This is a genomic window from Actinophytocola algeriensis, from assembly GCF_014203735.1.
GTDB classification, from domain to species: domain Bacteria; phylum Actinomycetota; class Actinomycetes; order Mycobacteriales; family Pseudonocardiaceae; genus Actinophytocola; species Actinophytocola algeriensis.
The window spans coordinates 64,692-85,099 of sequence record NZ_JACHJQ010000015.1 but is presented as its reverse complement, the minus strand read 5'-3'; the positions used below and the strand labels follow the sequence as shown (position 1 = coordinate 85,099).

Here is a 20,408-nt window from a genome sequence, read left to right as displayed (position 1 = left end):
GGGACGGGACGACGGCCGATGCCTCGAAAGACGTTTCCGGACACTCAACGCCCTGAACGCGTCTTTCCGGTCATCGCCGAGAGTCGCAGTGTGCTCACCGCGCGTGAGTCCGGCCTGTCGAATGTTCCTGACCGGTGTGTCGGGTTCGCATCGCAGGAGCAGGTGATACGGTGAAACCCCGTGGAGAGTCAGGCGGGGAGCCCCGCTGCGAACGGTATCGCCAGTAACGGATTCGGACCGAAGGCAACGCCACGGGGGGCATCCCTGGTGCAACACTCACGTACGACCAAATATGTGTTCGTCACCGGTGGGGTCGCCTCATCGCTCGGCAAGGGCCTGACAGCCTCGAGCCTCGGCCAGCTGCTCACGTCCCGCGGGCTGTGGGTCACGATGCAGAAGCTCGATCCGTACCTCAACGTGGACCCCGGGACGATGAACCCGTTCCAGCACGGCGAGGTGTTCATCACCGAGGACGGCGCGGAGACCGACCTCGACGTCGGGCACTACGAACGGTTCCTCGACCGGGACCTGGTCGGCGCGGCGAACGTGACCACCGGGCAGGTGTACTCGACCGTCATCGCCAAGGAGCGGCGCGGCGAGTACCTCGGGGACACCGTGCAGGTCATCCCGCACATCACCGACGAGATCAAGCGGCGCATCCGCGACATGGCGCGGCCGGGCGAGGACGGCAACGCGCCCGACGTGGTCATCACCGAGATCGGCGGCACCGTCGGCGACATCGAGTCGCTGCCGTTCCTGGAGGCCGCGCGGCAGGTCCGCCACGACGTCGGCCGCGACAACTGCTTCTTCCTGCACGTATCGCTCGTGCCCTACCTCGCGCCGTCCGGTGAGCTCAAGACCAAGCCGACGCAGCACTCCGTCGCCGCGCTGCGCAACATCGGCATCCAGCCCGACGCGGTCGTGTGCCGCGCGGACCGCGAGATCCCCAGCGGGCTCAAGCGCAAGATCGCGCTGATGTGCGACGTGGACATCGACGCGGTCGTCGCCGCGCCGGACGCGCCGTCGATCTACGACATCCCCAAGGTCCTGCACACCGAGGGCCTCGACGCCTACGTCGTCCGCAGGCTGGGACTGCCGTTCCGGGACGTGGACTGGACGGTGTGGGGCGACCTGCTGACCCGCGTGCACGATCCCAAGGAGACGGTGCGCATCGCCATCGTCGGCAAGTACGTCGACCTGCCCGACGCGTACCTGTCGGTCACCGAGGCGTTGCGGGCCGGTGGTTTCGCGCACCGCGCCAAGGTCGACATCCGGTGGGTCGCGTCCGACGAGTGCGAGACCCCGGCAGGCGCCGCCGCCGCGCTGTCCGGTTTGGACGGTGTGCTGATCCCCGGCGGCTTCGGCGTGCGCGGCATCGAGGGCAAGATCGGCGCGATCGAGCACGCCCGCGTCAACAAGATCCCGGTGCTGGGCCTGTGCCTCGGCCTGCAGTGCATGGTGATCGAGACCGCGCGGCACCTCGCGAAGATCGCGGACGCCAACTCGTCGGAGTTCGACGAGACCACCAAGCACCCCGTGATCTCCACGATGGCCGACCAGGAGGACGTCGTCGCAGGCGAGCGGGACATGGGCGGCACCATGCGGCTCGGCGCGTACCCGGCGAAGCTGACGCCCGGTTCGGTGGTCGCGACCACGTACGGGGCGAAGGACGTCTCCGAGCGGCACCGCCACCGCTACGAGGTCAACAACTCCTACCGCGACAAGCTGTCCAAGGCGGGCCTGGTGTTCTCCGGGCTCTCACCGGACGGCCACCTCGTCGAGTACGTCGAGCTGCCCGCCGACGTGCACCCGTTCTTCGTCGGCACGCAGGCGCACCCCGAGCTGAAGAGCCGTCCGACGCGCCCGCACCCGCTGTTCGCCGGCTTCGTGCGTGCCGCGCTGGCACGCAAGGCCGCCGAACGGCTGCCGGTTGAGCTGCCCGAGGTGTCCGGCGCGGGAGCGCGTTCGTGACCGAACCGGGACGGCACGAGTTCGCGGTCCTGTCCACGGAGGACGTCTACTCGGGACGCATCATCGCGGTGCGCGTCGACGACGTCGCCATGCCGGGCGGCGGGCAGGCCAGACGCGAGGTCGTCGAACACCACGGCGCGGTCGCGATCGTCGCACTGGACGACGACGACAACGTGACGCTGATCCACCAGTACCGCCACCCGCTGGGCAGGCGGATCTGGGAGCTGCCCGCGGGGTTGATCGACCACCTCGGCGAGGACCCCCTCTCCTCGGCCAAGCGCGAGCTGGTCGAAGAGGTCGGTCTCGCCGCCGAGCACTGGTCGGTACTGGTCGACGTCGCCGCCTCACCCGGGTTCACCGACGAGGTCGTACGCGTCTTCCTCGCCACCGGCCTGTCCGTGGTGGACCGCGAACTCCTCGGTGACGAGGAAGCGGACCTGGTCGCCCGCAAGGTCCCGCTCGTCGAAGCCGTCGGCTGGGCCCTCGCGGGGGAGATCGTCAACAGTGCCGCGGTCGCCGGCCTCCTCGCCGCACAGATGGTCCGGCTGAGCGGCGCGTCGACCCGCGCACCGGACGCGCCCTGGGAGGACCTGCCCACGCGCTTCTCGACACGCACGGCCTAGTGGAGGTGGCCCACGACCTCGTGGGCCACCTCAGTCCGGTGCCCGCAGCGCGCTCGCGATCAGCTGGGTGTCGGCGTACTCGGTCAGCTCACGGATCCGGCCGCCGTCGAGGCGGAACACCCAGCAGTACTCGTTGTGGTACCGCACCCCGGACGTGGTGGAGTTGCGCCCACGCCCCTCGACGACCACGAGGTCGTCCTCGGCGATGAATCGGTGCGCGGCGATGATGGCGCGCCCACGCAGCTGCTCTGTCACTGGCCGAAGGAGGTCGTCGAGGACCGCCTTCTTGCCCTCATAGGTCCCTGACCAGGCGGTACTCCCGATGATCGTCCACCGCACGTCGTCGGCCAGCAGGTCGATGAACGGTCCCGAGTCGCCCTTTGCGACCTCGGTGAACGCCTGCCGCAGCAACTCCTTGTTATCGGTCGCGTCCATCATCTGATCCAACCGCCTGGAGTGCACTCCACGTCAAGGCTCCTCGGTGACTGAATCAGGATTATTTCTGGATTGTGCTGGTCGGAACTTCCCTTTGTCCCACGAACGAGAACAGTCGTCTCGCGCTTCGCCACGGGAACCGCAGTGTTTCGCCGGGGTCCTTGGAATCCCGGATCAATCGACCGTCTGCCAAGCAGGCGACCTCCACGCAGCTGAGATTGCCGCTGAAGCTGCTCTTTCGCCAGCTCATCTGTGCGGTCATATGTAGTCCTCCCCAGGATGCAGCCCAGGATATGAATTTATGATCGGCAATTATCGCGGAGTTTCTGCCCGTCAGAATCCGCTGCTTGGGTCATGTGTTCGGTGCGGATGGGCGGTTGGCAAAATCTCGGTTACTCAAAGTGTTGGCTCATCACCCGATGAAGTACCAACTAACGGGGGGTTGTGTGATCTGGCTGTTGCCATGTCGCGAGGCGTCTACGCCGGACTGGTCGTGCTACCTTGACGAACGCCTGGTGGATCACCGCCAGCGGGCAAGCAGCCACCTGGCCATCAGCTAGGTGGCTGTCACTGGATAGGATGAACGTCACCACGGTCATCAGTTCGAAAGGAGACGCGTCAGCATGCCCCGTCAGCGCGACCCACGGTTCTCGAAAAGGCTGCTCAGTCGACGCTTGCGGGCGTTGCGTGACGGCCTTGGACGAACCCAGCAAGAGGTCGCCGACAGCATGGACTGGTCCGTCTCGAAGGTGATCAGGATCGAGAACTCAACGGTGGGGATCTCGACGTCGGATCTCAAGGCGTTGATGCTCGAGTACGGCGTGGCCGAGTACGAGGCCAGCACCCTGATCGCGACGGCGAAGGACAGTCGGCGGGAACCGTGGTACGCCGAGTTCGGGCAGGCGGTAGATGAGTCATTGCGCAAGCTCCTCGCCTACGAGAGCTCCGCGACGGTGGTCCACCAGTTCCAGTTGGAGTCCATGCCGGGGCTGTTGCAGACCGAGGAGTACGCACGGGCCCTGCTGTCGGTGTTCAAGCCCGCAAACCTGGTCGAGCAGGCCGTTCTCGCACGGATGGTGCGCCAACGGCACTTCTTCGACGAGGAACCGCCCGAGCTGAACGTAATTTTGGCTGAGCCGGTCCTGGCGCAGGCGGTGGGGGGCGCCGCTGCGATGGCCGCCCAGCTCGATCACCTGCTCGACATGATGAACCGGCCCACGGTGTCGGTCGCCGTATTACCGTTCGCGGTCGGAGCGCACCGTGGGCTGGAGGGCTCGTTCACCCTCCTGGACCTCGACGTCGATGCCGATGCCGACACGGTGCTGTACGTGGAAGGGCGCGAGGACTACCTCACCAACCGCGACAACGAGTTGGTGCGCGGCTACTGGACCCGCTACGAGGAGCTCCAGAAGGTGTCGGAGACCGGAGAGGCAGCGAGAGCCGTGCTGGAGAGATATCGCGCCAAGCACGGGAATCGGTGATCGGCGCGGGGCAAGCACATGATCGGGCACAACGCAGGAGGGTGGTGGGCCCTCGTAGAGCACTCGAGTTAGGTGAGCAGGAGCAGGGGAATGAGTGAGGAGACGCCGAGAAACGGCGTGCTTGCGCAGTGCATCGAGGCCTTCCAGAAGGGGACGGCTGAGGATGCCAGCGGCCTGCAGAAGTCTCTGGTCGCCGCGATAATCCTGGTTCCGCTCGTGCTGTTGCTTGCCCTGGCGGCCGGGATCGGCTGGATCGTCTTCAAGGTGAACCTGGCTGACAAATTGCCGTGGGTTGGCGGTACGACCCTGCTCTGCTCCCTGGGTATCTGGGTGAGACGGGGCATGAAGAAGCGTGCGGCGCTATCGGCCGGAGCGGAGCCAGGGCAGGAGGCGATCGGCGGCAAGCCCGGCGCCGAAAGCGGCGGCGCCCCCGGCGAGGACGGGAACGACGTGAGTGAGAGCGCCGGTTGAGCCGAGCTGCCGGGACAGGAACGTACCGAGACCGACGGTAGCCACCCCTACGGTCAGGCAGTACAACAGCGTGCCGGTCGTCCTGATCGCGCGGAACAAATCCATCTTTGCTGTATCCCGACCTCGACTGCGGTGAGTCGCCGACCCTACACAGGTGACGCTAACCCAGTCGTCGGTGAATGGAATTCGTTACACGATCCGGCGATAAAGATTCAGTCCGCGAGCTCGGACTCCGCCGCCTTGATGGCCGCGAACTCCTCCTCCGGGGCGTTCGCCACCAGGTGGTGGCGGCTGTAGAAGAAGAAGTACGCCAGCGCCACCAGCAGGATCCCGGCCGTGATGGCGGCCGCGACCTCGTCGACGAAGAACGTCGCCACCACCGCGGCCACGGCGAGGACCGCCGCGATGCCCGTGGTCACCACGCCGCCCGGGGTGCGGTACGGGCGCTCCATGTCCGGCTCGCGGAAGCGGAGCACGATGTGCGACACGTTGAGCAGCACGTACGACACGGTCGCGCCGAACACCGCGATGTTGATCAGTTTCGCGCCGTCCATGGTGAACGACGCCAGCAGGAAGCCGATCGTGCCCGGGACGATCAGCGCCAGCACCGGCGTCTTGCGGCGGCCCGTCTTCGACAGCCACCTCGGCAGGTACCCGGCGCGCGACAGGGCGAACAGCTGCCGCGAGTACGCGTAGATGATCGAGAAGAAGCTCGCCACCAGCCCGGCGAGGCCGACGTAGTTCACGAACTGCGCCAGGAAGTTGTCGCCACCGTAGGCGGCGCGGATCGCGTCCGGCAGCGGGTTGTCCGAGCCCGCGATCGTGTTCGAGCCCGCCGCACCCGGCGCGACCAGCAGCATCAGCGCCGCGAACACCAGCAGCGCCGCCATCGCCGCGATGATGCCGCGCGGCAGGTCGCGGCGGGGGTCGCTCGCCTCCTCTGCCGCGAGCGGCACGCCCTCGACGGCCAGGAAGAACCAGATGCCGTACACGAACGCCGCCAGCACACCCGCGATGCCGAACGGCAGGAACGTGCTGGCCCCGGCCGCGTCGGTCATCGGGATGTCGAACAGCTTGTCGGCGTCGAACTTGCCGATCATGCCGACCACGAACACCACCAGCGCGATGACGGCGACCGCGGTGATCACGAACATCACCCGCAGCGCCTCGCCGACACCCCAGATGTGCACGCCGATGAAGATCAGGTAGCAGACCAGGAACACCGGCCAGCCGGTCGTCAGCCCGAACAGGCCGAGCGACTCGACGTACCCGCCGATGAACACCGCGATGGCGGCCGGTGCGATGGCGTACTCGATGAGGATCGCCGTGCCGGTGGCGAACCCGCCGGTCGGGCCGAGCGCGCGCCGTGCAAAACCGTAGCCCGCGCCCGCGACCGGCATCGCCGAGGCCATCTCGGCCAGGCCGAACACCATGCACGTGTACATCACGGCCATCAGCGCGGTCGCGATCAGCAACCCGCCCCAGCCGCCCTCGGCGAGCCCGAAGTTCCAGCCGGCGAAGTCACCGGAGATCACGTACGCCACGCCGAGCCCGGCGAGGAGCACCCACCCCGCCGCGCCTCTGCGGAGCTGACGCTGCTCGAGGTAGTCGGACGAGACGGTCTGGTACTCGACTGCGCGCTGCGACTTCGCCACGGATGCTCCCTCGGGGTTCAATGGGCCAGCATCAGTCCTTTGGATTTCCCCGAAGCGTGATGCGCGTTACAGTGCTGTGTCAAGACTTCACTGGACAATGGGTCGCAACTGATCCTTTGGAGGGCTCATGGGGCACCGGGACGGGATGCTCACGCTCGACCGCCTTCGAGAGCTTGTCGCGGGTGGGACCGTCGACACCGTCCTCGTCGCGATCACCGACATGCAGGGCCGTCTCCAGGGCAAACGCTGTGCCGCCGAGTACTTCCTGAACGAGGTCGTCCCGCACGCCACCGAGGCGTGCAACTACCTGCTGGCCGTCGACGTCGAGATGAACACCGTCGACGGCTACGCCATGTCCTCCTGGGAGCGCGGGTACGGCGACTTCGTCATGCGCCCCGACCTCGAGACGCTGCGGCTCGTGCCGTGGCTCGAGGGCACCGCGCTGGTGCTCGCGGACGTCGAGTGGGTCGAGGGCGGGCCGGTCGCCGCCTCGCCGCGCCAGGTGCTGCGCCGCCAGCTCGACCGGCTCGCCGAGCGCGACCTCGCCGCGTACGTCGGCACCGAGCTGGAGTTCATCGTCTTCGACGACACCTACGAGCAGGCCTGGAACTCCGGCTACCGCAACCTGACGCCCGGCAACCAGTACAACGTCGATTACTCGATGCTCGGCACCGGCAGGCTCGAGCCGCTGCTGCGCGACATCCGCAACGGCATGACCGGCGCGGGCATGTACGTCGAGTCCGCCAAAGGTGAGTGCAACCCCGGCCAGCACGAGATCGCGTTCCGCTACGACACCGCGCTGACCACGTGCGACAACCACAGCATCTACAAGACCGGTGCCAAGGAGATCGCGGCGCGGCACGGCAAGAGCCTCACGTTCATGGCCAAGTACAACGAGCGCGAGGGCAACTCCTGCCACATCCACATCAGCCTGCGTGGTACCGACGGCTCGGCCGTCCTCGCAGGCGACGGCGAGCACGGCTTCTCGGAGCTGATGACCCACTTCCTCGCCGGGCAGCAGGCGGCGCTGCGTGAGCTGACGTACTTCTTCGCGCCGAACATCAACTCCTACAAGCGTTTCGCGCCGGGCAGCTTCGCGCCGACGACCGTCGCGTGGGGAGTGGACAACCGGACGTGCGCGCTGCGCGTGGTCGGTCACGGCGAGTCGTTACGCGTCGAGAACCGGGTGCCCGGCGGGGACGTGAACCCCTACCTCGCGGTGGCGGCGCTGATCGCCGCCGGACTGCACGGCATCGAGAACGAGTTGCCGCTCGAACCGGGCCTCACCGGCAACGCGTACGGCGTCGACAAGCCGCAGGTGCCCGCCACCATGCGGGACGCGGCCGAGCTGCTCGCGGAGAGCAAGCTCGCGCGCACCGCGTTCGGCGACGAGGTGGTCGAGCACTACCTCAACAACGCGCGCGTCGAACAGGCCGCGTACAACGCCGCTGTGACCGACTGGGAGCGGGTCCGTGGGTTCGAACGTCTCTAGCCCGCCGGTCATCGGCGTCACGACGTACCTGGAGCAGTCGAAGTTCGGGCTGTGGGACACACCGGCGGCCGTGCTCGCACGCGGCTACCTCGACGGCGTCGTGAACGGTGGCGGGGTGCCGGTGCTGCTGCCGCCCGTCGGCGAGGTCACCGCCGACCTGCTGTCGCGTGTGGACGGACTGATCGTCGCGGGCGGTGCCGACGTCGACCCGGTGCACTACGGCGCCGACCGCGCACCCGAGACCGGGCCGCCCCGGCCGGACCGCGACCACACCGAGCACGTGCTGATCGAGGCGGCACTCGCGAACGGTGTGCCGCTCCTCGCCGTGTGCCGGGGGATGCAGCTGCTGAACGTCGTCCTCGGCGGGACGCTGCACCAGCACCTGCCCGACAACGTCGGCAACACCGACCACCTGCCTGCTCCGGGAGTTTTCGGGCAGGTGGGGGTGAAGGTGCTGCCGGACAGCCGGTTGTCGGCGATCATGGGGTCCGATGTGGACGTCCACTGTCACCACCACCAGTCGATCGACACGCTCGGCGCCGGGCTGGTCTCGGTGGCGTGGGCCGGTGACGGTGTCGTCGAGGCGGTCGAGCTGGCCGAGCCGGAGTTCGTGCTCGGCGTGCAGTGGCACCCGGAGGAGAACGGGGCCGACAGCAGGTTGTTCGAGGCGTTGGTGAACGCCACCAGGGGGACCCGATGAGCAGCACCGAAGTGATCAACCCGGCCACCGAGGCGGTGGTCACCCGTGTCGAGCTGACCTCCGCCGACGACACCGACGCCGCGATCGGGCGCGCGCACCGCGCGCTGGCGTCGTGGCGCGCGGTCGCACCCGGCGACCGGGCGCGGCTGCTGCGCCGGTTCGCCGAGGCCGTCGACGCCGACCGGGAACACCTGGCGCGACTGGAGGTCGAGAACTCCGGCCACACCATCGGCAACGCCCGCTGGGAGGCAGGCAACGTCCGCGACGTGCTGCAGTACTACTCGGCAGCGCCGGAACGCCTGTTCGGCAGGCAGATCCCGGTGCCGGGCGGGGTGAACATCACGTTCGCGGAACCGCTCGGCGTGGTCGGCGTGATCGTGCCGTGGAACTTCCCGATGCCGATCGCGGGCTGGGGCTTCGCGCCCGCGCTCGCCGCGGGCAACACCGTCGTGCTCAAACCCGCCGAGCTGACCCCGCTCACCGCGGTGCGGCTGGGTGAGCTCGCGCGGGAGGCCGGGATCCCCGAGGACGTGTTCCAGGTCCTGCCGGGGAAGGGGTCGGTCGTCGGGCAGCGGTTCGTCGACAACCCGTTGGTGCGCAAGGTGGTCTTCACCGGGTCCACCGAGGTCGGCAAGCAGGTCATGGCGGGCTGCGCCGCGCAGGTCAAGCGCGTGACGCTCGAGCTGGGCGGCAAGAACGCCAACATCGTGTTCGCCGACGCCGATCTGGAGAAGGCGGCCGCGACCGCGCCGTACGGGGTGTTCGACAACGCGGGCCAGGACTGCTGCGCCCGGTCGCGGATCCTGGTGCAGCGCAGCGCGTACGACCGGTTCATGGAACTGCTCGAGCCCGCGGTCCGGGGTGTCGTGGTCGGCGACCCCGGCGCCGAGGGAACCGAGATGGGCCCGCTGATCTCGGCCGCGCACCGCGCCACCGTGCAGTCCTATGTGGACGAGACGACCGCCGTCGCGTTCCGGGGGAGCGCACCGGACGGGCCCGGTTTCTGGTTCCCGCCGACCGTGGTCACGCCGCGTACGGTCGCCGACCGGACGGTCGTCGAGGAGGTGTTCGGCCCGGTCGTCACCGTGCAGACCTTCGACGAGGAGGCCGACGCGATCCGGATGGCCAACGACACCGAGTACGGCCTGTCCGGGTCGATCTGGACCGAGAACCTCGGCCGCGCCATGCGGGTCGCGCGTGGGGTGGAGGCAGGGAACCTGTCGGTCAACTCGCACTCGTCGGTGCGGTACTGGACGCCGTTCGGCGGCGTCAAACAGTCGGGACTCGGGCGGGAGCTGGGGCCGGACGCCCTGGCGGCCTTCACCGAGACCAAGAACGTTTTCCTTGCGACAGAGGGGGAGTAGATGAACCGTTTGCAGGACCGGGTCGCCGTGATCACCGGGGCGGCCAGCGGTATCGGGCTCGCCTCCGCCAAGCGGTTCGCCGACGAGGGCGCCGTCGTGGTCGGCGTCGACCTGAACACCGATGCCATCGAGGCGCTCGCCAAGGACACCGGCGGCTCCGCGATCACCTGCGACGTCACCGACGAGGCCGCGGTCAAGGCGATGGTCGCGCAGGTGATCGCCGACCACGGCCGCGTGGACATCGCGTTCAACAACGCGGGCATCTCCCCGCCGGAGGACGACTCGATCCTCGAGACCGGCATCGAGGCGTGGGAGAAGGTGCAGAAGGTCAACCTCACGTCGGTGTACCTGTGCTGCAAGTACGTCCTGCCGCACATGCGCGCGCAGGGCAGGGGTTCGATCATCAACACGGCGTCGTTCGTCGCGGTGATGGGCGCGGCGACCTCGCAGATCTCCTACTCGGCGTCCAAGGGCGGCGTGCTGTCGATGACCCGCGAGCTCGGTGTGCAGTTCGCGCGCGAGGGCATCCGCGTCAACGCGCTGTGCCCCGGGCCGGTGAACACGCCGCTGCTGCAGGAGCTGTTCGCGGCCGACGCCGAGCGGGCGCAGCGGCGTCTAGTGCACGTGCCGATGGGCCGGTTCGCGGAGGCCTCGGAGATCGCCGCCGCCGCGGCGTTCCTCGCCAGTGACGACTCGTCCTACATGACCGCGTCGACCTTTCTCGTGGACGGCGGGATCTCGGGCGCGTACGTCACACCGCTGTAGGTGACCGCCGTGGCCGTCCACGAGGGAGGTGCCGCCGCACTGTTCCGTCCGGTGCGGACCCGCAACGCCTTCGAGGAGACGGTGGGACGGCTGCTGCAGGCGATCCGGCTCGGGGTGGCCGCGCCGGGCGAGAAGTTGCCGTCGGAACGGGACCTGGCCGCGCGTCTCGGCGTCAGCCGCGTGACCCTGCGCGACGCGATCCGCGCGCTCGTCGACGCCGGCTACGTCGAGTCCCGCCGCGGCCGCTACGGCGGCACGTTCGTCGCCGTCACCCTCCCGAGCCCGCCGCCGCGGCCCGCGCCCGGCGACGACCTGGAGGACGTGCTGACACTGCGGCGGGTGCTGGAGAGCGGCGCGGCGGAGGCGGCGGCCGCGCGGACGCTCACCCCAGCGGAACGCAGGCACCTGACCGCCGCGCTGCTCGACGTGTCCGATGTGGACACCGACGAGGCGGAGTACCGCCGCCGCGACTCCCGGCTGCACCTGGCGATCGCGGAGGTCGCGGCGTCCGCGTCACTGACCACCGCGGTGGCCGACATCCGGACCAGGGTCAACGAGCTGCTGGACGCGATCCCGTTGCTGGCGGTCAACATCGAGCACTCCGACGCGCAGCACCGGTCCATTGTGGACGCGATACTGGCGGGCAACCCGGTCGCGGCCCGCCAGGCCATGGACGAACACCTCGACGGCACGTCCGCCCTGCTCCGGGGGTTCCTGTGCGGGTAGGCCGCTACATCCGCAGCTGCTTGCCGTCCACATCGGTGCCACCGCTCGCGAGGATGATGATCCCGTCGATGATGCTCCAGATGACGCCGACGCCGATGAAGCTCGTGAGCAACTGCGCGATCCCCATGCTCGTGTGACCGGTGTAGAACCGCCCGATCCCGAACGGCACCATGATCTGCATCAACCCGGCCGCGACGCGGTAGCGCTCGGACTCGTACGGCGAGGCCGGCGGCGGCCCGAACTGGAACGGGCTCGGCGGCGGCGCGGCCTGGTACGGCTGCGGTGGCGGCAGGGCGTGGTACGGCGCGGGCGGTGCCATGAACGCCGGGTAGGGCGCGGGCAGGTCCTTGAACAGCGGCCGGAGGTCGGCGCGCGTGCGGGCCTCCAGCGCGGCGGACATGCGTTCCTCGTACTCCTCCAGCGCCAGCCTGCCCTCCGACAGGTGGTCGCCGAGGATCTTGACCGCGGCCTCGCGCTCCGCGGTGCCGATGCGGAGTTCGTCGTCGGTCACGACTCCACATTACGGGAGTCGCGCCACGCCAGCCGGAAACCCGGAAACCGGACGGCCACCAGCGCTAGGCTCCGCCTCGACAGAGTCGGACAACGGCGTCCGGCGGGTCCGTCGTGGAGGTGTCGCGGGTGCTGGTCGGAGTGCCTCGTGAGGTGAAGAACCACGAGTACCGGGTGGCGATCACGCCCGCCGGTGTGGTGGAGCTGGTGCATCGCGGCCACGACGTGCTGGTCGAGGCGGGTGCCGGGGACGGGTCGTCGCTGCCCGACGCGGACTATGTGGCGGCCGGAGCGCGGATCGTGCCGTCCGCCGACGAGGTGTGGGCCGCCGACCTCGTGTTGAAGGTCAAGGAGCCGGTGGCGGAGGAGTTCCCCCGGCTGCGGCGGGACCAGATCCTGTTCACCTACCTGCACCTCGCCGCGAACGAGGAGTGCACGAAGGCCCTCGTCGACGCGGGCACCACCGCCATCGCCTACGAGACGGTCCGCGCGCGGGACGGGTCGCTGCCGCTGCTCGCGCCCATGAGCGAGGTCGCCGGCCGGATGGCGCCGCAGGTCGGCGCGCACTGCCTCGAACGCGCGCAGGGCGGCCGCGGTGTGCTGCTCGGTGGCGTGTCCGGGGTGCCGGCGGGGAAGGTCGCCGTGATCGGCGCCGGTGTGGCGGGCATGAGCGCCGCCACCATCGCGGTCGGCATGCAGGCCGAGGTCGTCGTCCTCGACACCAACGCGGACCGGTTGCGGCAGATCGACTTCACCTACCGGGGGCACCTGCAGACCGTCGCGAGCAACGCCTACGAGATCGACAAGGCGTGCCGGTGGGCCGACCTCGTGATCGGCGCGGTGCTGGTGCCCGGCGCGAAGGCCCCCAAGCTGGTGAGCAACGAACTGGTCGCGCGGATGCGGCCCGGTTCCGCGCTCGTCGACATCGCGATCGACCAGGGCGGCTGCTTCGCCGACTCCCGGCCGACCACGCACGCCGACCCGACCTACACCGTGCACGGCTCGGTGTTCTACTGCGTCGCGAACATGCCCGGCGCGGTGCCCAACACGTCGACGTGGGCGCTCACGAACGTGACGCTGCCGTACGCGGTGTCGTTGGCGGACAAGGGAACCGAGGCGCTCGCCGACCCGGCGCTCGCGGCGGGCCTGAACGTCGCCGACGGCAGGGTGATGCTCGCGGAGGTCGCGCAGGCGCACGGGATGCCGTTCGGAGGTGCGGCCTGAACGCGGCGCTGACCGGCGCGATCACCGCGTACCTCGACCACCTGGCCGTCGAGCGCGGGACCTCGCGCAACACACTCGACGGGTACGCCCGCGACCTGCGGCGGTACGAGCGGCACCTGGCCGCGCTGGGCGTGCCGACGCTCGCGGCCGTGAGCGAGGCGCACGTGTCGGCGTTCCTCGCGGTGCTCCGGGAGGGCTCGGACGACCACCCGCCGCTGGCGGCGTCGTCGGCCGCGCGGGCGCTGGTCGCCGTGCGGGGCCTGCACAGGTTCGCCGTGCGGGAGGGCATCGTCGAGCTGGACCCGGCCCGCGAGGTGAAGCCGCCGTCCGCCCCGCGCCGCCTGCCGAAAGCGCTTCCGGTCGACGACATGCTCCGCCTGCTCGAGGCACCGGCGGCCGAGGCGTTGCGCGACCGTGCGCTGCTGGAGGTCCTGTACTCGACCGGTGCCCGCATCTCCGAGGCCGTCGGCCTGGACCTCGACGACATCGACACCGCCGAGCGGACGGTGTTGCTGGACGGCAAGGGCGGCAAGCAACGCCTGGTCCCGATCGGCCGCCCGGCGCTCGACGCCGTCGAGGCGTACCTGGTGCGCACGCGCCCCGGCCTGGCCGCGGCGGGCCGCGGCACACCGGCGGTGTTCCTCAACTTCCGCGGCGGCAGGCTGTCACGGCAAAGCGCGTGGCAGACGTTGAAGGTCGCGGCCGAACGGGCAGGCCTGACCGCCACGGTGTCCCCCCACACGCTTCGCCACTCGTTCGCGACCCACCTCCTCGAAGGCGGCGCGGACGTGCGGGTGGTCCAGGAACTCCTCGGCCACGCGTCGGTGACGACGACGCAGATCTACACGCTGGTCACGGTCAACACACTGCGCGAGGTCTACGCGACCGCCCATCCGAGGGCGCGGGGTTAGAGCATGCCCGCGGCGCGGAACAGCCGGTCGTAGATCTCGCGGATGACGAGGACGTACCCGAGCCGTTCGAGCGCGGGCACGTACGCGGCCTCGGAACGGGGATCGCCGACGGTGAGATCGATGTCGATGACGTCCTTGGCCGCCAGCCCTTCGACGGACGTGGACCCCACGTGCTCGATGTCCAGAACGGCGTGCCCGAGCGCCTCACGAACAGCCGCCGAAAGTTCCTCATAGCGACGCGGCCAGCCGGGGTCGTACGGCACGACCTGGACCGTTTCGGGCGGTGGCGGCCCGAGCACCCAGGGGTCCTCGTCCGGGCCGGTGTCGTGGTGGCGGGTGATCTCGTCGAAGGTGGGCATCCGGTGCGACCTAGCGGTCCCTGAGCCGCCGCAGGTTGCGGAGCCCGAGCACGGCGAGCGCAGGCTTGACGAGGAGCCACTCACCGAACCGGTAGTCACGCCCCCGCACCAGCCGGCTGGCCAGATCAGGCCGCTGCCGCCAGAGGTACTCCCGAGCCTTCTCGGCATGCAAGGAATGCGAAACGATCTTGATCCGGCCGGCGCCTTCGATCAGGGGCACGACGTTGGCGACATTCTGCCAGGTACTGCGACTGGCACCGTCCACGACCAGCGGACCCCGGTAGCCACACACGGCCCGGGCGTAGGCGGCCATCAGGTCGGCCTCCGTCCGCTTGCCGGCAACGGCCCCACCACTGAGAACGAGCACGGCGCACCCTCGACAGAGCGCAGCCCAGCCCGCACCCGCCACCGGGTCACCACGTTGGCCCGCCGCCCACGATTGCGATACCCCAGCACGACGACGGCCTCACCCGCCCCGGCCGCGTCGGCCGTCCCAAGCCTGCGGTGCGACGCCCGCCAGTGCACGACCTCGCCCCATCCCAGCACAGCCAGCCCCACCCACACGGTCACCTTCACGAAGGCACGGTAGCTGTGGACAACCAGCCCCGTGACCACCGAGATCGTCGGTGCCCCGTGGCAGGCTGGAACCCGGGGGCCGGAGGCCAACGCCTGTGGACAACTCGGCCCGCGCGCCCCGAAACTGTCGGTGCCCCGTGAGACTCTGGAACCGGGGCCGGAGGCCACGCCTGCCCGCCAGAACAGCCCGGCTGCACCATCGCCGCCGGGGAGCGGACTCGCCGCCCCCGCACAGGGCGCCGTGGCCTCAGTCCATCTGGAAGAGCGTCAACTGCAGACCGGCCGGTCCCTCGACCCGCGCGTTCGTCGACTTGAACGGCGTCGGGGTCGGCTCGGCGAGCACCTCGCCACCCGCGTCCCGGAGCGCCGCCGTGCCGCCTTGCACGTCGTCGACCTCGAACGCGACCCGGATGTGCCCCGCGACCCGGCGGCCGACCTCGATCCGGTCGATGTACTCGGCGGTGGCCGGTTCGGCCAGTTCGAGCGTGGCCGCACCCGCGTCCAGGATCATCACCCGCCCGCCGTTCTCGGGCGGCACGGAGACCCGCTCCGGCATGCCGAGAACGTCACGGTAGAAACGCACTGCCTCGTCGTAATCGTCCGCGGTGACGACGAGACGGAGCTGCCGGACTGCCATGGGGCCTCCTCGAAGCTGTTCAGCAAAGACGAACACGCAGGTCAGTTCGAGCATTCCAGGTATTCGGCCCCGGTACGGCGAGCCTCTTTGCCCAGGCCCCGCCGCCATCTCTAAGCTTCCCGGCACAGCGCGGACGACAAGGAGCTAGGTCGATATGTCGACATTGCACCCCTCGGACCAGGAGCTCAGCCTCGCACCGAGGGCGGCCTCCGACGAGGAGGAGGCTCTCGAGGAGAGCCCCAACGGTGCTGGTCCCGGCGGACGGACCAAGCGGGTCATCCCTGAGCCACCGCTGCTCAACGGCCACGGCCCCGCCAAGGTCATCGCGTTGTGCAACCAGAAAGGCGGAGTCGGCAAGACCACCTCGACGATAAACCTCGGCGCCGCGCTGACCGAGTTCGGCCGTCGGGTGCTCATCGTCGACTTCGACCCCCAGGGCGCGCTGTCCGTGGGTCTCGGCATGCCAGCGCACTTACTCGAGAAGACGATCTACAACGTCATCATCGAGCGGTCCATCGGCATCCAGGACGCGATCATCCGCACCAGTGTCGACAACCTGGATCTGCTGCCGAGCAACATCGACCTGTCCGCCGCCGAGGTACAGCTCGTGGCCGAGGTCGGCCGCGAGCACACGCTGGTCCGTGCGCTGCGCCCGGTCGTCGAGGTCTACGACTACATCCTGATCGACTGCCAGCCCTCGCTCGGCCTGCTGACCGTGAACGCGCTCGCGGCCGCCGACGGGGTGCTGATACCGCTGGAGTGCGAGTACTTCTCGATGCGCGGCGTCGCGCTGCTCACCGACACCATCGAGAAGGTGCGTGAGCGGTTGAACCCGAAGCTGGAGATCACGGGCATCCTCCCGACCATGTACGACCCGCGCACGGTGCACTCCCGTGAGGTCATGAGCCGCGTCGTCGAGCGCTTCGGCGACATCGTGTTCGACGCGGTGATCAACCGAACCGTGCGGTTCCCGGAGACCACGGTCGCCGGTGCGCCGATCACGGTGTGGGCGCCGAGGTCCGCCGGCGCGAAGGCCTACCGCCTGCTGGCGCGAGAGGTGATCGCCAGGTGACGCGCCGGCCTTCGTTGCCGGGCGCGGATGAGCTGTTCAGACCAACAGGGCACGCGGACGGCGTGCTCCCACTGAGGTTCGAGCCGACCAGGGTGCCGACGCACCCCGCGCCCCCGGTTGCCCGGCGAGGTACACCGAGGCAGAAACACACGTCGAAGATCACCGTCTACGTGTCGGACGACGAGCTGCTCGCACTCGAGCACGTGCGTTTGGCGCTGCGGGCGGCACACGGGCTGGCGGTGGACCGCGGCCGGGTCGTCCGCGAGGCGATCGCGGTGCTCCTCGCGGACTTCGAGGACCGTGGCGAGGAGTCGGTGCTGGTGCGCCGCCTGCGTCATGACGACTGAGCCTGCCGGATCCGCTCCCTCGCCGCGGTTCACGGTCCGCCTGTCGAACTTCGAGGGTCCGTTCGACCTGCTGCTGCAGCTGATCTCCCAGCACGAGCTGGACGTCACCGAGGTGGCGCTGCACCGGGTGACCGACGACTTCATCGCCCACCTCCACCAGGCGGGCGACGACTGGAACCTCGACGAGACCACCGAGTTCCTCGTGGTCGCCGCGACGTTGCTCGACCTGAAAGCGGCCCGTTTGCTGCCGGCAGGCGACGTCGACGACGAAGAGGACCTGGCGCTGCTGGAAGCCCGCGACCTGCTGTTCGCCAGGTTGCTGCAGTACCGGGCGTACAAGCAGGTGGCGGCGCTGTTCAGTGAACTGGAAGCCGGTGCCCTGCGGCGTTACCCGAGGTCGGTGGCGCTGGAAGACCGCTTCCAGGCCCTGCTCCCGGAAGTGATGCTGGGCGTGACCCCGGCCCGCTTCGTCGAGCTGGCGGCGGCCGTCTTCCGCCCCAAGCCCCCGCCGACCGTGTCCATCGACCACCTGCACATGGGCAAGGTGTCGGTCCGCGAGCACGTGGCGTTGCTGAGGGTCAAACTGGCATCAGCGGGCCGGGCCAGCTTCGGCGACCTGGTCGCCGACTGCGAGCACAGCATCGAGGTCGTGGCGCGGTTCCTGGCGCTGCTGGACCTCTACAAAGAGAACGTGATCCTGTTCCACCAGGAGGAGGCGCTGGCGGAGCTGTCCGTCGAGTGGACCGGCGGCACGGTCGAAGAGGCCCAGTCCGCGGTCACGACGACCTCACCAGCCGGCGATGAGGAGGAGTACGGGTGAGCGACCAGCACCCACAACCCACGACCCCACCCCCACCGGACGCGGAACCACTCCCCAAGCCCCCGCCCGCGGACGAGGTCGGGACCCCACTGCCACCGGACGCCGAACCCCTACCGGACCCGGCCGCGGCAAGTGGTTCAGTGGCTCAGCCACTTGAATCTCGCACAGTCACCTCCAAGCCCTCAGCCGGGGGAGTGTTGGGGACTCCAGCCAATCCCACCGACAAGACCGGCGCGGCGAACACAGCCGATACGCACACGGACACGGCGGACTCCGCCGATGCGGCCGCCTCCGCCGACCTGACGGAAGGCTCGGCCGACCTGACGGAAGACTCGGCCGAGCTGACAGAATCTGACGCGATCGACTCGGTTGCCGCCGCATCCTCGGCGGCTCCGACAGACCCCGCCGACGCGGTGGAAGCGCCGGACCCCGGGGACGGCGCTGACCCGGCGGACGCGACGGAGCCAGCGGGATCGGTGGAAGCGGCGGACCCGGGCGACCCAGCCGACTCTGCGGACCCGACCGGTTCAGCGGACCCCACGGAAGGGGCGGACTCGGCCGACTCGGCGGGAGTGGCGGATCCGGCAGATCCGGTGGACTCGGCCGACTCGGCGGGAGTGGCGGATCCGGCGGACCCGATGGACCCAGCGGACCCAGCGGATTCGGCGGATTCTGTCGACCCGGCCGACTCGGGCGACCCGGCGGGAGTGGCGGACCCGACGGACCCGCCTGACCCAGTGGACCCAGCCGAGCCAGCAGACGCGGGCGCTTCTGTGGACCCCGCCAACTCGGCGGACGCCGCTGACTCTGCCGACCCGTCACAGGATTCCGAGCCTTCCGCCCACGAGGAGCCCGCCGTCGGCATGGCTCCCGAAGTGGATGAGCCACTGGTCCACTCAGCCACTCAGCCAGTGAGTGGCGAAGTGGATGAGCCACTCAGCCACTCAGCCACTGAACCACTCGACGCGGACGACGAGGACATCGAGGAAGGCCCCGCCCCCCTCGGCGACGACGAACTCGACTCGGCCCTCGAAGCGCTCCTGCTGGTCGTGGACTCACCGGTCGACGAGGACGCGCTCGCCACCGCACTGGACACCACGCGCCTCCGCGTGGCCGAGCACCTCCGCCTCCTCTCGGACAAGTACGCCGACCAGGACCGCGGCATCGATCTCCGCCGGGCGGGTGGCGGCTGGCGTTTCTACACGCGCGACCGCTACGCCCCGTACGTCGAGAAGCTCCTCCTCGACGGCCAGCGGGCCAAGTTGACCAGGGCCGCGCTCGAGACGCTCGCCGTCATCGCCTACCGTCAGCCGGTGACCCGCGCCCGGGTCGCCGCCGTCCGCGGGGTCAACTGCGACGGCGTCATCCGCACCCTGCTCGCCCGCGGACTGGTCGAGGAGACCGGGACCGACCAGGAGACTGGCGGTTTCCTCTACCGCACCACCGAACTGTTCCTCGAGCGCCTCGGCCTGTCGTCCCTGGAGGACCTGCCGCCGATCGCGCCGCTGCTTCCGGAGGTCGACTCCATCGATGAACTCTGACCAGGACGGCGTGCGCCTGCAGAAAGTGCTGTCCCGCGCGGGGGTGGCCTCCCGCCGCGCCGCCGAGGACCTCATCGCGCAGGGCAGGGTCAAGGTCGACGGTGCCGTGGTCACCGAGTTCGGCCGCCGCGTCGATCCCGACAAGGCCGTCATCCACGTCGACGACGTACGGGTCGTGGTCCGCGAGGGGCTCGTCTACCTCGCCTTCAACAAGCCGCGCGGCGTGCACACCACCATGTCCGACGACCGCGGCCGGCCCTGCGTCGGTGACTACATCCGCGGCCGCGACGAGCGGCTCTTCCACGTCGGCCGCCTCGACGCCGACACCGAGGGCCTGCTGCTGCTCACCAACGACGGCGACCTCGCGCACCGGTTGATGCACCCGTCGTTCGACGTCAGCAAGACCTATCTCGCCGAGGTGCCGGGCCCGGTGCCGCGCACGATCGGCCGCCGGCTCCGTGAGGGCATCGAGCTCGACGACGGTCCCGTCCGGGTCGACGCGTTCCGGGTGGTCGACACCAGTGGCGGCCGCGCCATGGTCGAGGTCGAGCTGCACGAAGGCCGGAACCACATCGTCCGCAGGCTGCTGGCCGCCGTCGACCTGCCGGTGCGCACGCTCGTCCGTACCCAGATCGGCGACGTCCACCTCGGCAACCAGCGTTCTGGCTCCCTCCGCGTGCTGACCCGTCAGGAGGTCGGCTCGCTCTTCGCCGACGTTGACCTGTGAC

24 protein-coding genes are annotated in these 20,408 nt (G+C 69.5%); 16 read left to right on the top strand and 8 right to left on the bottom strand.

Annotated elements, in window-relative coordinates:
* Positions 1–267 precede the first annotated feature (267 nt).
* Positions 268–1,971, top strand: a complete 1,704-nt coding sequence (pyrG, locus tag FHR82_RS44040; protein WP_184816674.1) for a CTP synthase — start codon at positions 268–270, stop codon at positions 1,969–1,971.
* Positions 1,968–2,594 (top strand): NUDIX domain-containing protein, encoded by a 627-nt coding sequence (locus FHR82_RS44035; RefSeq protein WP_184816673.1) that lies wholly within the window; start codon positions 1,968–1,970, stop codon positions 2,592–2,594. The genes pyrG and FHR82_RS44035 overlap by 4 nt, the downstream gene beginning before the upstream one ends.
* Positions 2,595–2,624: 30 nt before the next feature.
* Here FHR82_RS44035 and FHR82_RS44030 read toward each other — a convergent pair whose 3' ends face one another.
* Positions 2,625–3,029, bottom strand: coding sequence for a nuclear transport factor 2 family protein (locus FHR82_RS44030; RefSeq protein WP_184816672.1), 405 nt, complete (start codon positions 3,027–3,029; stop codon positions 2,625–2,627).
* 61 nt (positions 3,030–3,090) lie between these two features.
* The gene (locus FHR82_RS44025) at positions 3,091–3,279 is read right to left on the bottom strand and encodes a DUF397 domain-containing protein (protein ID WP_225944134.1); all 189 of its coding nucleotides are present in this window, start codon (positions 3,277–3,279) and stop codon (positions 3,091–3,093) included.
* 373 nt (positions 3,280–3,652) lie between these two features.
* Between FHR82_RS44025 and FHR82_RS44020 the strand changes: the two genes are divergently transcribed.
* Together FHR82_RS44020 and FHR82_RS44015 are read left to right on the top strand one after the other, a co-directional pair.
* Positions 3,653–4,510 carry a helix-turn-helix domain-containing protein gene (locus FHR82_RS44020; protein WP_184816670.1) on the top strand — a complete coding sequence of 286 codons (858 nt, stop codon included), beginning with the start codon at positions 3,653–3,655 and terminating at the stop codon, positions 4,508–4,510.
* Between the two features lie 90 nt (positions 4,511–4,600).
* Positions 4,601–4,981 carry a hypothetical protein gene (locus FHR82_RS44015; protein WP_184816669.1) on the top strand — a complete coding sequence of 127 codons (381 nt, stop codon included), beginning with the start codon at positions 4,601–4,603 and terminating at the stop codon, positions 4,979–4,981.
* A 212-nt stretch (positions 4,982–5,193) separates the two neighbouring features.
* On the opposite strand, the gene eat is transcribed toward FHR82_RS44015, so the two are convergent.
* Positions 5,194–6,636: an ethanolamine permease gene (gene eat / locus FHR82_RS44010; protein WP_184816668.1), complete on the bottom strand. Its 1,443-nt coding sequence runs from the start codon at positions 6,634–6,636 to the stop codon at positions 5,194–5,196.
* Between the two features lie 127 nt (positions 6,637–6,763).
* On the opposite strand from eat, the gene FHR82_RS44005 reads away from it, so the two are divergent.
* Genes FHR82_RS44005 through FHR82_RS43985 form a run of 5 tightly spaced genes read left to right on the top strand, consistent with a single transcriptional unit; the run spans position 6,764 to position 11,683 of the window.
* Complete coding sequence (locus FHR82_RS44005) at positions 6,764–8,128, top strand: glutamine synthetase family protein (RefSeq protein ID WP_184816667.1); 1,365 nt, start codon at positions 6,764–6,766, stop codon at positions 8,126–8,128.
* Entirely contained in the window at positions 8,109–8,828 is a 720-nt protein-coding gene (locus FHR82_RS44000) for a gamma-glutamyl-gamma-aminobutyrate hydrolase family protein (RefSeq protein ID WP_184816666.1), read from the top strand. Before FHR82_RS44005 ends, FHR82_RS44000 begins: the two co-directional genes overlap by 20 nt.
* Positions 8,825–10,192 carry an aldehyde dehydrogenase family protein gene (locus FHR82_RS43995; protein ID WP_184816665.1) on the top strand — a complete coding sequence of 456 codons (1,368 nt, stop codon included), beginning with the start codon at positions 8,825–8,827 and terminating at the stop codon, positions 10,190–10,192. The genes FHR82_RS44000 and FHR82_RS43995 overlap by 4 nt, the downstream gene beginning before the upstream one ends.
* Positions 10,193–10,957: a 3-oxoacyl-ACP reductase gene (locus tag FHR82_RS43990; protein WP_184816664.1), complete on the top strand. Its 765-nt coding sequence runs from the start codon at positions 10,193–10,195 to the stop codon at positions 10,955–10,957.
* Between the two features lie 9 nt (positions 10,958–10,966).
* Positions 10,967–11,683 (top strand): FadR/GntR family transcriptional regulator, encoded by a 717-nt coding sequence (locus FHR82_RS43985; RefSeq protein WP_184816663.1) that lies wholly within the window; start codon positions 10,967–10,969, stop codon positions 11,681–11,683.
* 4 nt (positions 11,684–11,687) lie between these two features.
* Here FHR82_RS43985 and FHR82_RS43980 read toward each other — a convergent pair whose 3' ends face one another.
* Positions 11,688–12,194, bottom strand: a complete 507-nt coding sequence (locus tag FHR82_RS43980; RefSeq protein ID WP_184816662.1) for a DUF1707 domain-containing protein — start codon at positions 12,192–12,194, stop codon at positions 11,688–11,690.
* A gap of 128 nt (positions 12,195–12,322) precedes the next feature.
* On the opposite strand from FHR82_RS43980, the gene ald reads away from it, so the two are divergent.
* Positions 12,323–13,417 carry an alanine dehydrogenase gene (gene ald, locus FHR82_RS43975; protein ID WP_184816661.1) on the top strand — a complete coding sequence of 365 codons (1,095 nt, stop codon included), beginning with the start codon at positions 12,323–12,325 and terminating at the stop codon, positions 13,415–13,417.
* Entirely contained in the window at positions 13,414–14,328 is a 915-nt protein-coding gene (xerD, locus tag FHR82_RS43970) for a site-specific tyrosine recombinase XerD (RefSeq protein ID WP_184816688.1), read from the top strand. The genes ald and xerD overlap by 4 nt, the downstream gene beginning before the upstream one ends.
* Here xerD and FHR82_RS43965 read toward each other — a convergent pair.
* From FHR82_RS43965 to FHR82_RS43955, 4 genes are all read right to left on the bottom strand, one after another.
* Positions 14,325–14,687, bottom strand: coding sequence for a GrpB family protein (locus FHR82_RS43965; protein ID WP_184816660.1), 363 nt, complete (start codon positions 14,685–14,687; stop codon positions 14,325–14,327). The genes xerD and FHR82_RS43965 overlap by 4 nt on opposite strands.
* Positions 14,688–14,697: 10 nt before the next feature.
* Entirely contained in the window at positions 14,698–15,054 is a 357-nt protein-coding gene (locus FHR82_RS43960) for an ElyC/SanA/YdcF family protein (RefSeq protein WP_311771584.1), read from the bottom strand.
* Positions 15,000–15,263, bottom strand: coding sequence for a hypothetical protein (locus FHR82_RS45500; RefSeq protein WP_221465082.1), 264 nt, complete (start codon positions 15,261–15,263; stop codon positions 15,000–15,002). The genes FHR82_RS43960 and FHR82_RS45500 overlap by 55 nt, the downstream gene beginning before the upstream one ends.
* Before the next feature lie 247 nt (positions 15,264–15,510).
* Positions 15,511–15,900: a VOC family protein gene (locus tag FHR82_RS43955; RefSeq protein ID WP_184816659.1), complete on the bottom strand. Its 390-nt coding sequence runs from the start codon at positions 15,898–15,900 to the stop codon at positions 15,511–15,513.
* A gap of 154 nt (positions 15,901–16,054) precedes the next feature.
* Between FHR82_RS43955 and FHR82_RS43950 the strand changes: the two genes are divergently transcribed.
* From FHR82_RS43950 to FHR82_RS43930, 5 genes are all read left to right on the top strand, one after another.
* Complete coding sequence (locus tag FHR82_RS43950) at positions 16,055–16,972, top strand: ParA family protein (RefSeq protein ID WP_184816658.1); 918 nt, start codon at positions 16,055–16,057, stop codon at positions 16,970–16,972.
* A gap of 71 nt (positions 16,973–17,043) precedes the next feature.
* Positions 17,044–17,319, top strand: a complete 276-nt coding sequence (locus FHR82_RS43945) for a hypothetical protein (RefSeq protein WP_376706501.1) — start codon at positions 17,044–17,046, stop codon at positions 17,317–17,319.
* On the top strand, positions 17,309–18,139 hold the full coding sequence (locus tag FHR82_RS43940) for a segregation and condensation protein A (protein WP_184816656.1): 831 nt from the start codon (positions 17,309–17,311) through the stop codon (positions 18,137–18,139). The genes FHR82_RS43945 and FHR82_RS43940 overlap by 11 nt, the downstream gene beginning before the upstream one ends.
* A gap of 638 nt (positions 18,140–18,777) precedes the next feature.
* On the top strand, positions 18,778–19,680 hold the full coding sequence (gene scpB, locus FHR82_RS43935; protein WP_184816687.1) for an SMC-Scp complex subunit ScpB: 903 nt from the start codon (positions 18,778–18,780) through the stop codon (positions 19,678–19,680).
* Entirely contained in the window at positions 19,670–20,407 is a 738-nt protein-coding gene (locus FHR82_RS43930; RefSeq protein ID WP_184816655.1) for a pseudouridine synthase, read from the top strand. The genes scpB and FHR82_RS43930 overlap by 11 nt, the downstream gene beginning before the upstream one ends.
* The last annotated feature ends 1 nt before the right edge of the window (position 20,408 follow it).

Coding starts and splice junctions, on each gene's coding strand:
- FHR82_RS44030 (WP_184816672.1), bottom strand. CDS start 3,029: ATGGACGCGACCGATAACAAGGAGTTGCTGCGGCAGGCGTTCACCGAG.
- FHR82_RS44025 (WP_225944134.1), bottom strand. CDS start 3,279: ATGAGCTGGCGAAAGAGCAGCTTCAGCGGCAATCTCAGCTGCGTGGAG.
- FHR82_RS44020 (WP_184816670.1), top strand. CDS start 3,653: ATGCCCCGTCAGCGCGACCCACGGTTCTCGAAAAGGCTGCTCAGTCGA.
- FHR82_RS44015 (WP_184816669.1), top strand. CDS start 4,601: ATGAGTGAGGAGACGCCGAGAAACGGCGTGCTTGCGCAGTGCATCGAG.
- FHR82_RS44005 (WP_184816667.1), top strand. CDS start 6,764: ATGGGGCACCGGGACGGGATGCTCACGCTCGACCGCCTTCGAGAGCTT.
- FHR82_RS43995 (WP_184816665.1), top strand. CDS start 8,825: ATGAGCAGCACCGAAGTGATCAACCCGGCCACCGAGGCGGTGGTCACC.
- FHR82_RS43990 (WP_184816664.1), top strand. CDS start 10,193: ATGAACCGTTTGCAGGACCGGGTCGCCGTGATCACCGGGGCGGCCAGC.
- FHR82_RS43965 (WP_184816660.1), bottom strand. CDS start 14,687: ATGCCCACCTTCGACGAGATCACCCGCCACCACGACACCGGCCCGGAC.
- FHR82_RS43955 (WP_184816659.1), bottom strand. CDS start 15,900: ATGGCAGTCCGGCAGCTCCGTCTCGTCGTCACCGCGGACGATTACGAC.
- FHR82_RS43950 (WP_184816658.1), top strand. CDS start 16,055: ATGTCGACATTGCACCCCTCGGACCAGGAGCTCAGCCTCGCACCGAGG.
- FHR82_RS43940 (WP_184816656.1), top strand. CDS start 17,309: ATGACGACTGAGCCTGCCGGATCCGCTCCCTCGCCGCGGTTCACGGTC.
- scpB (WP_184816687.1), top strand. CDS start 18,778: ATGGACCCAGCGGACCCAGCGGATTCGGCGGATTCTGTCGACCCGGCC.
- FHR82_RS43930 (WP_184816655.1), top strand. CDS start 19,670: ATGAACTCTGACCAGGACGGCGTGCGCCTGCAGAAAGTGCTGTCCCGC.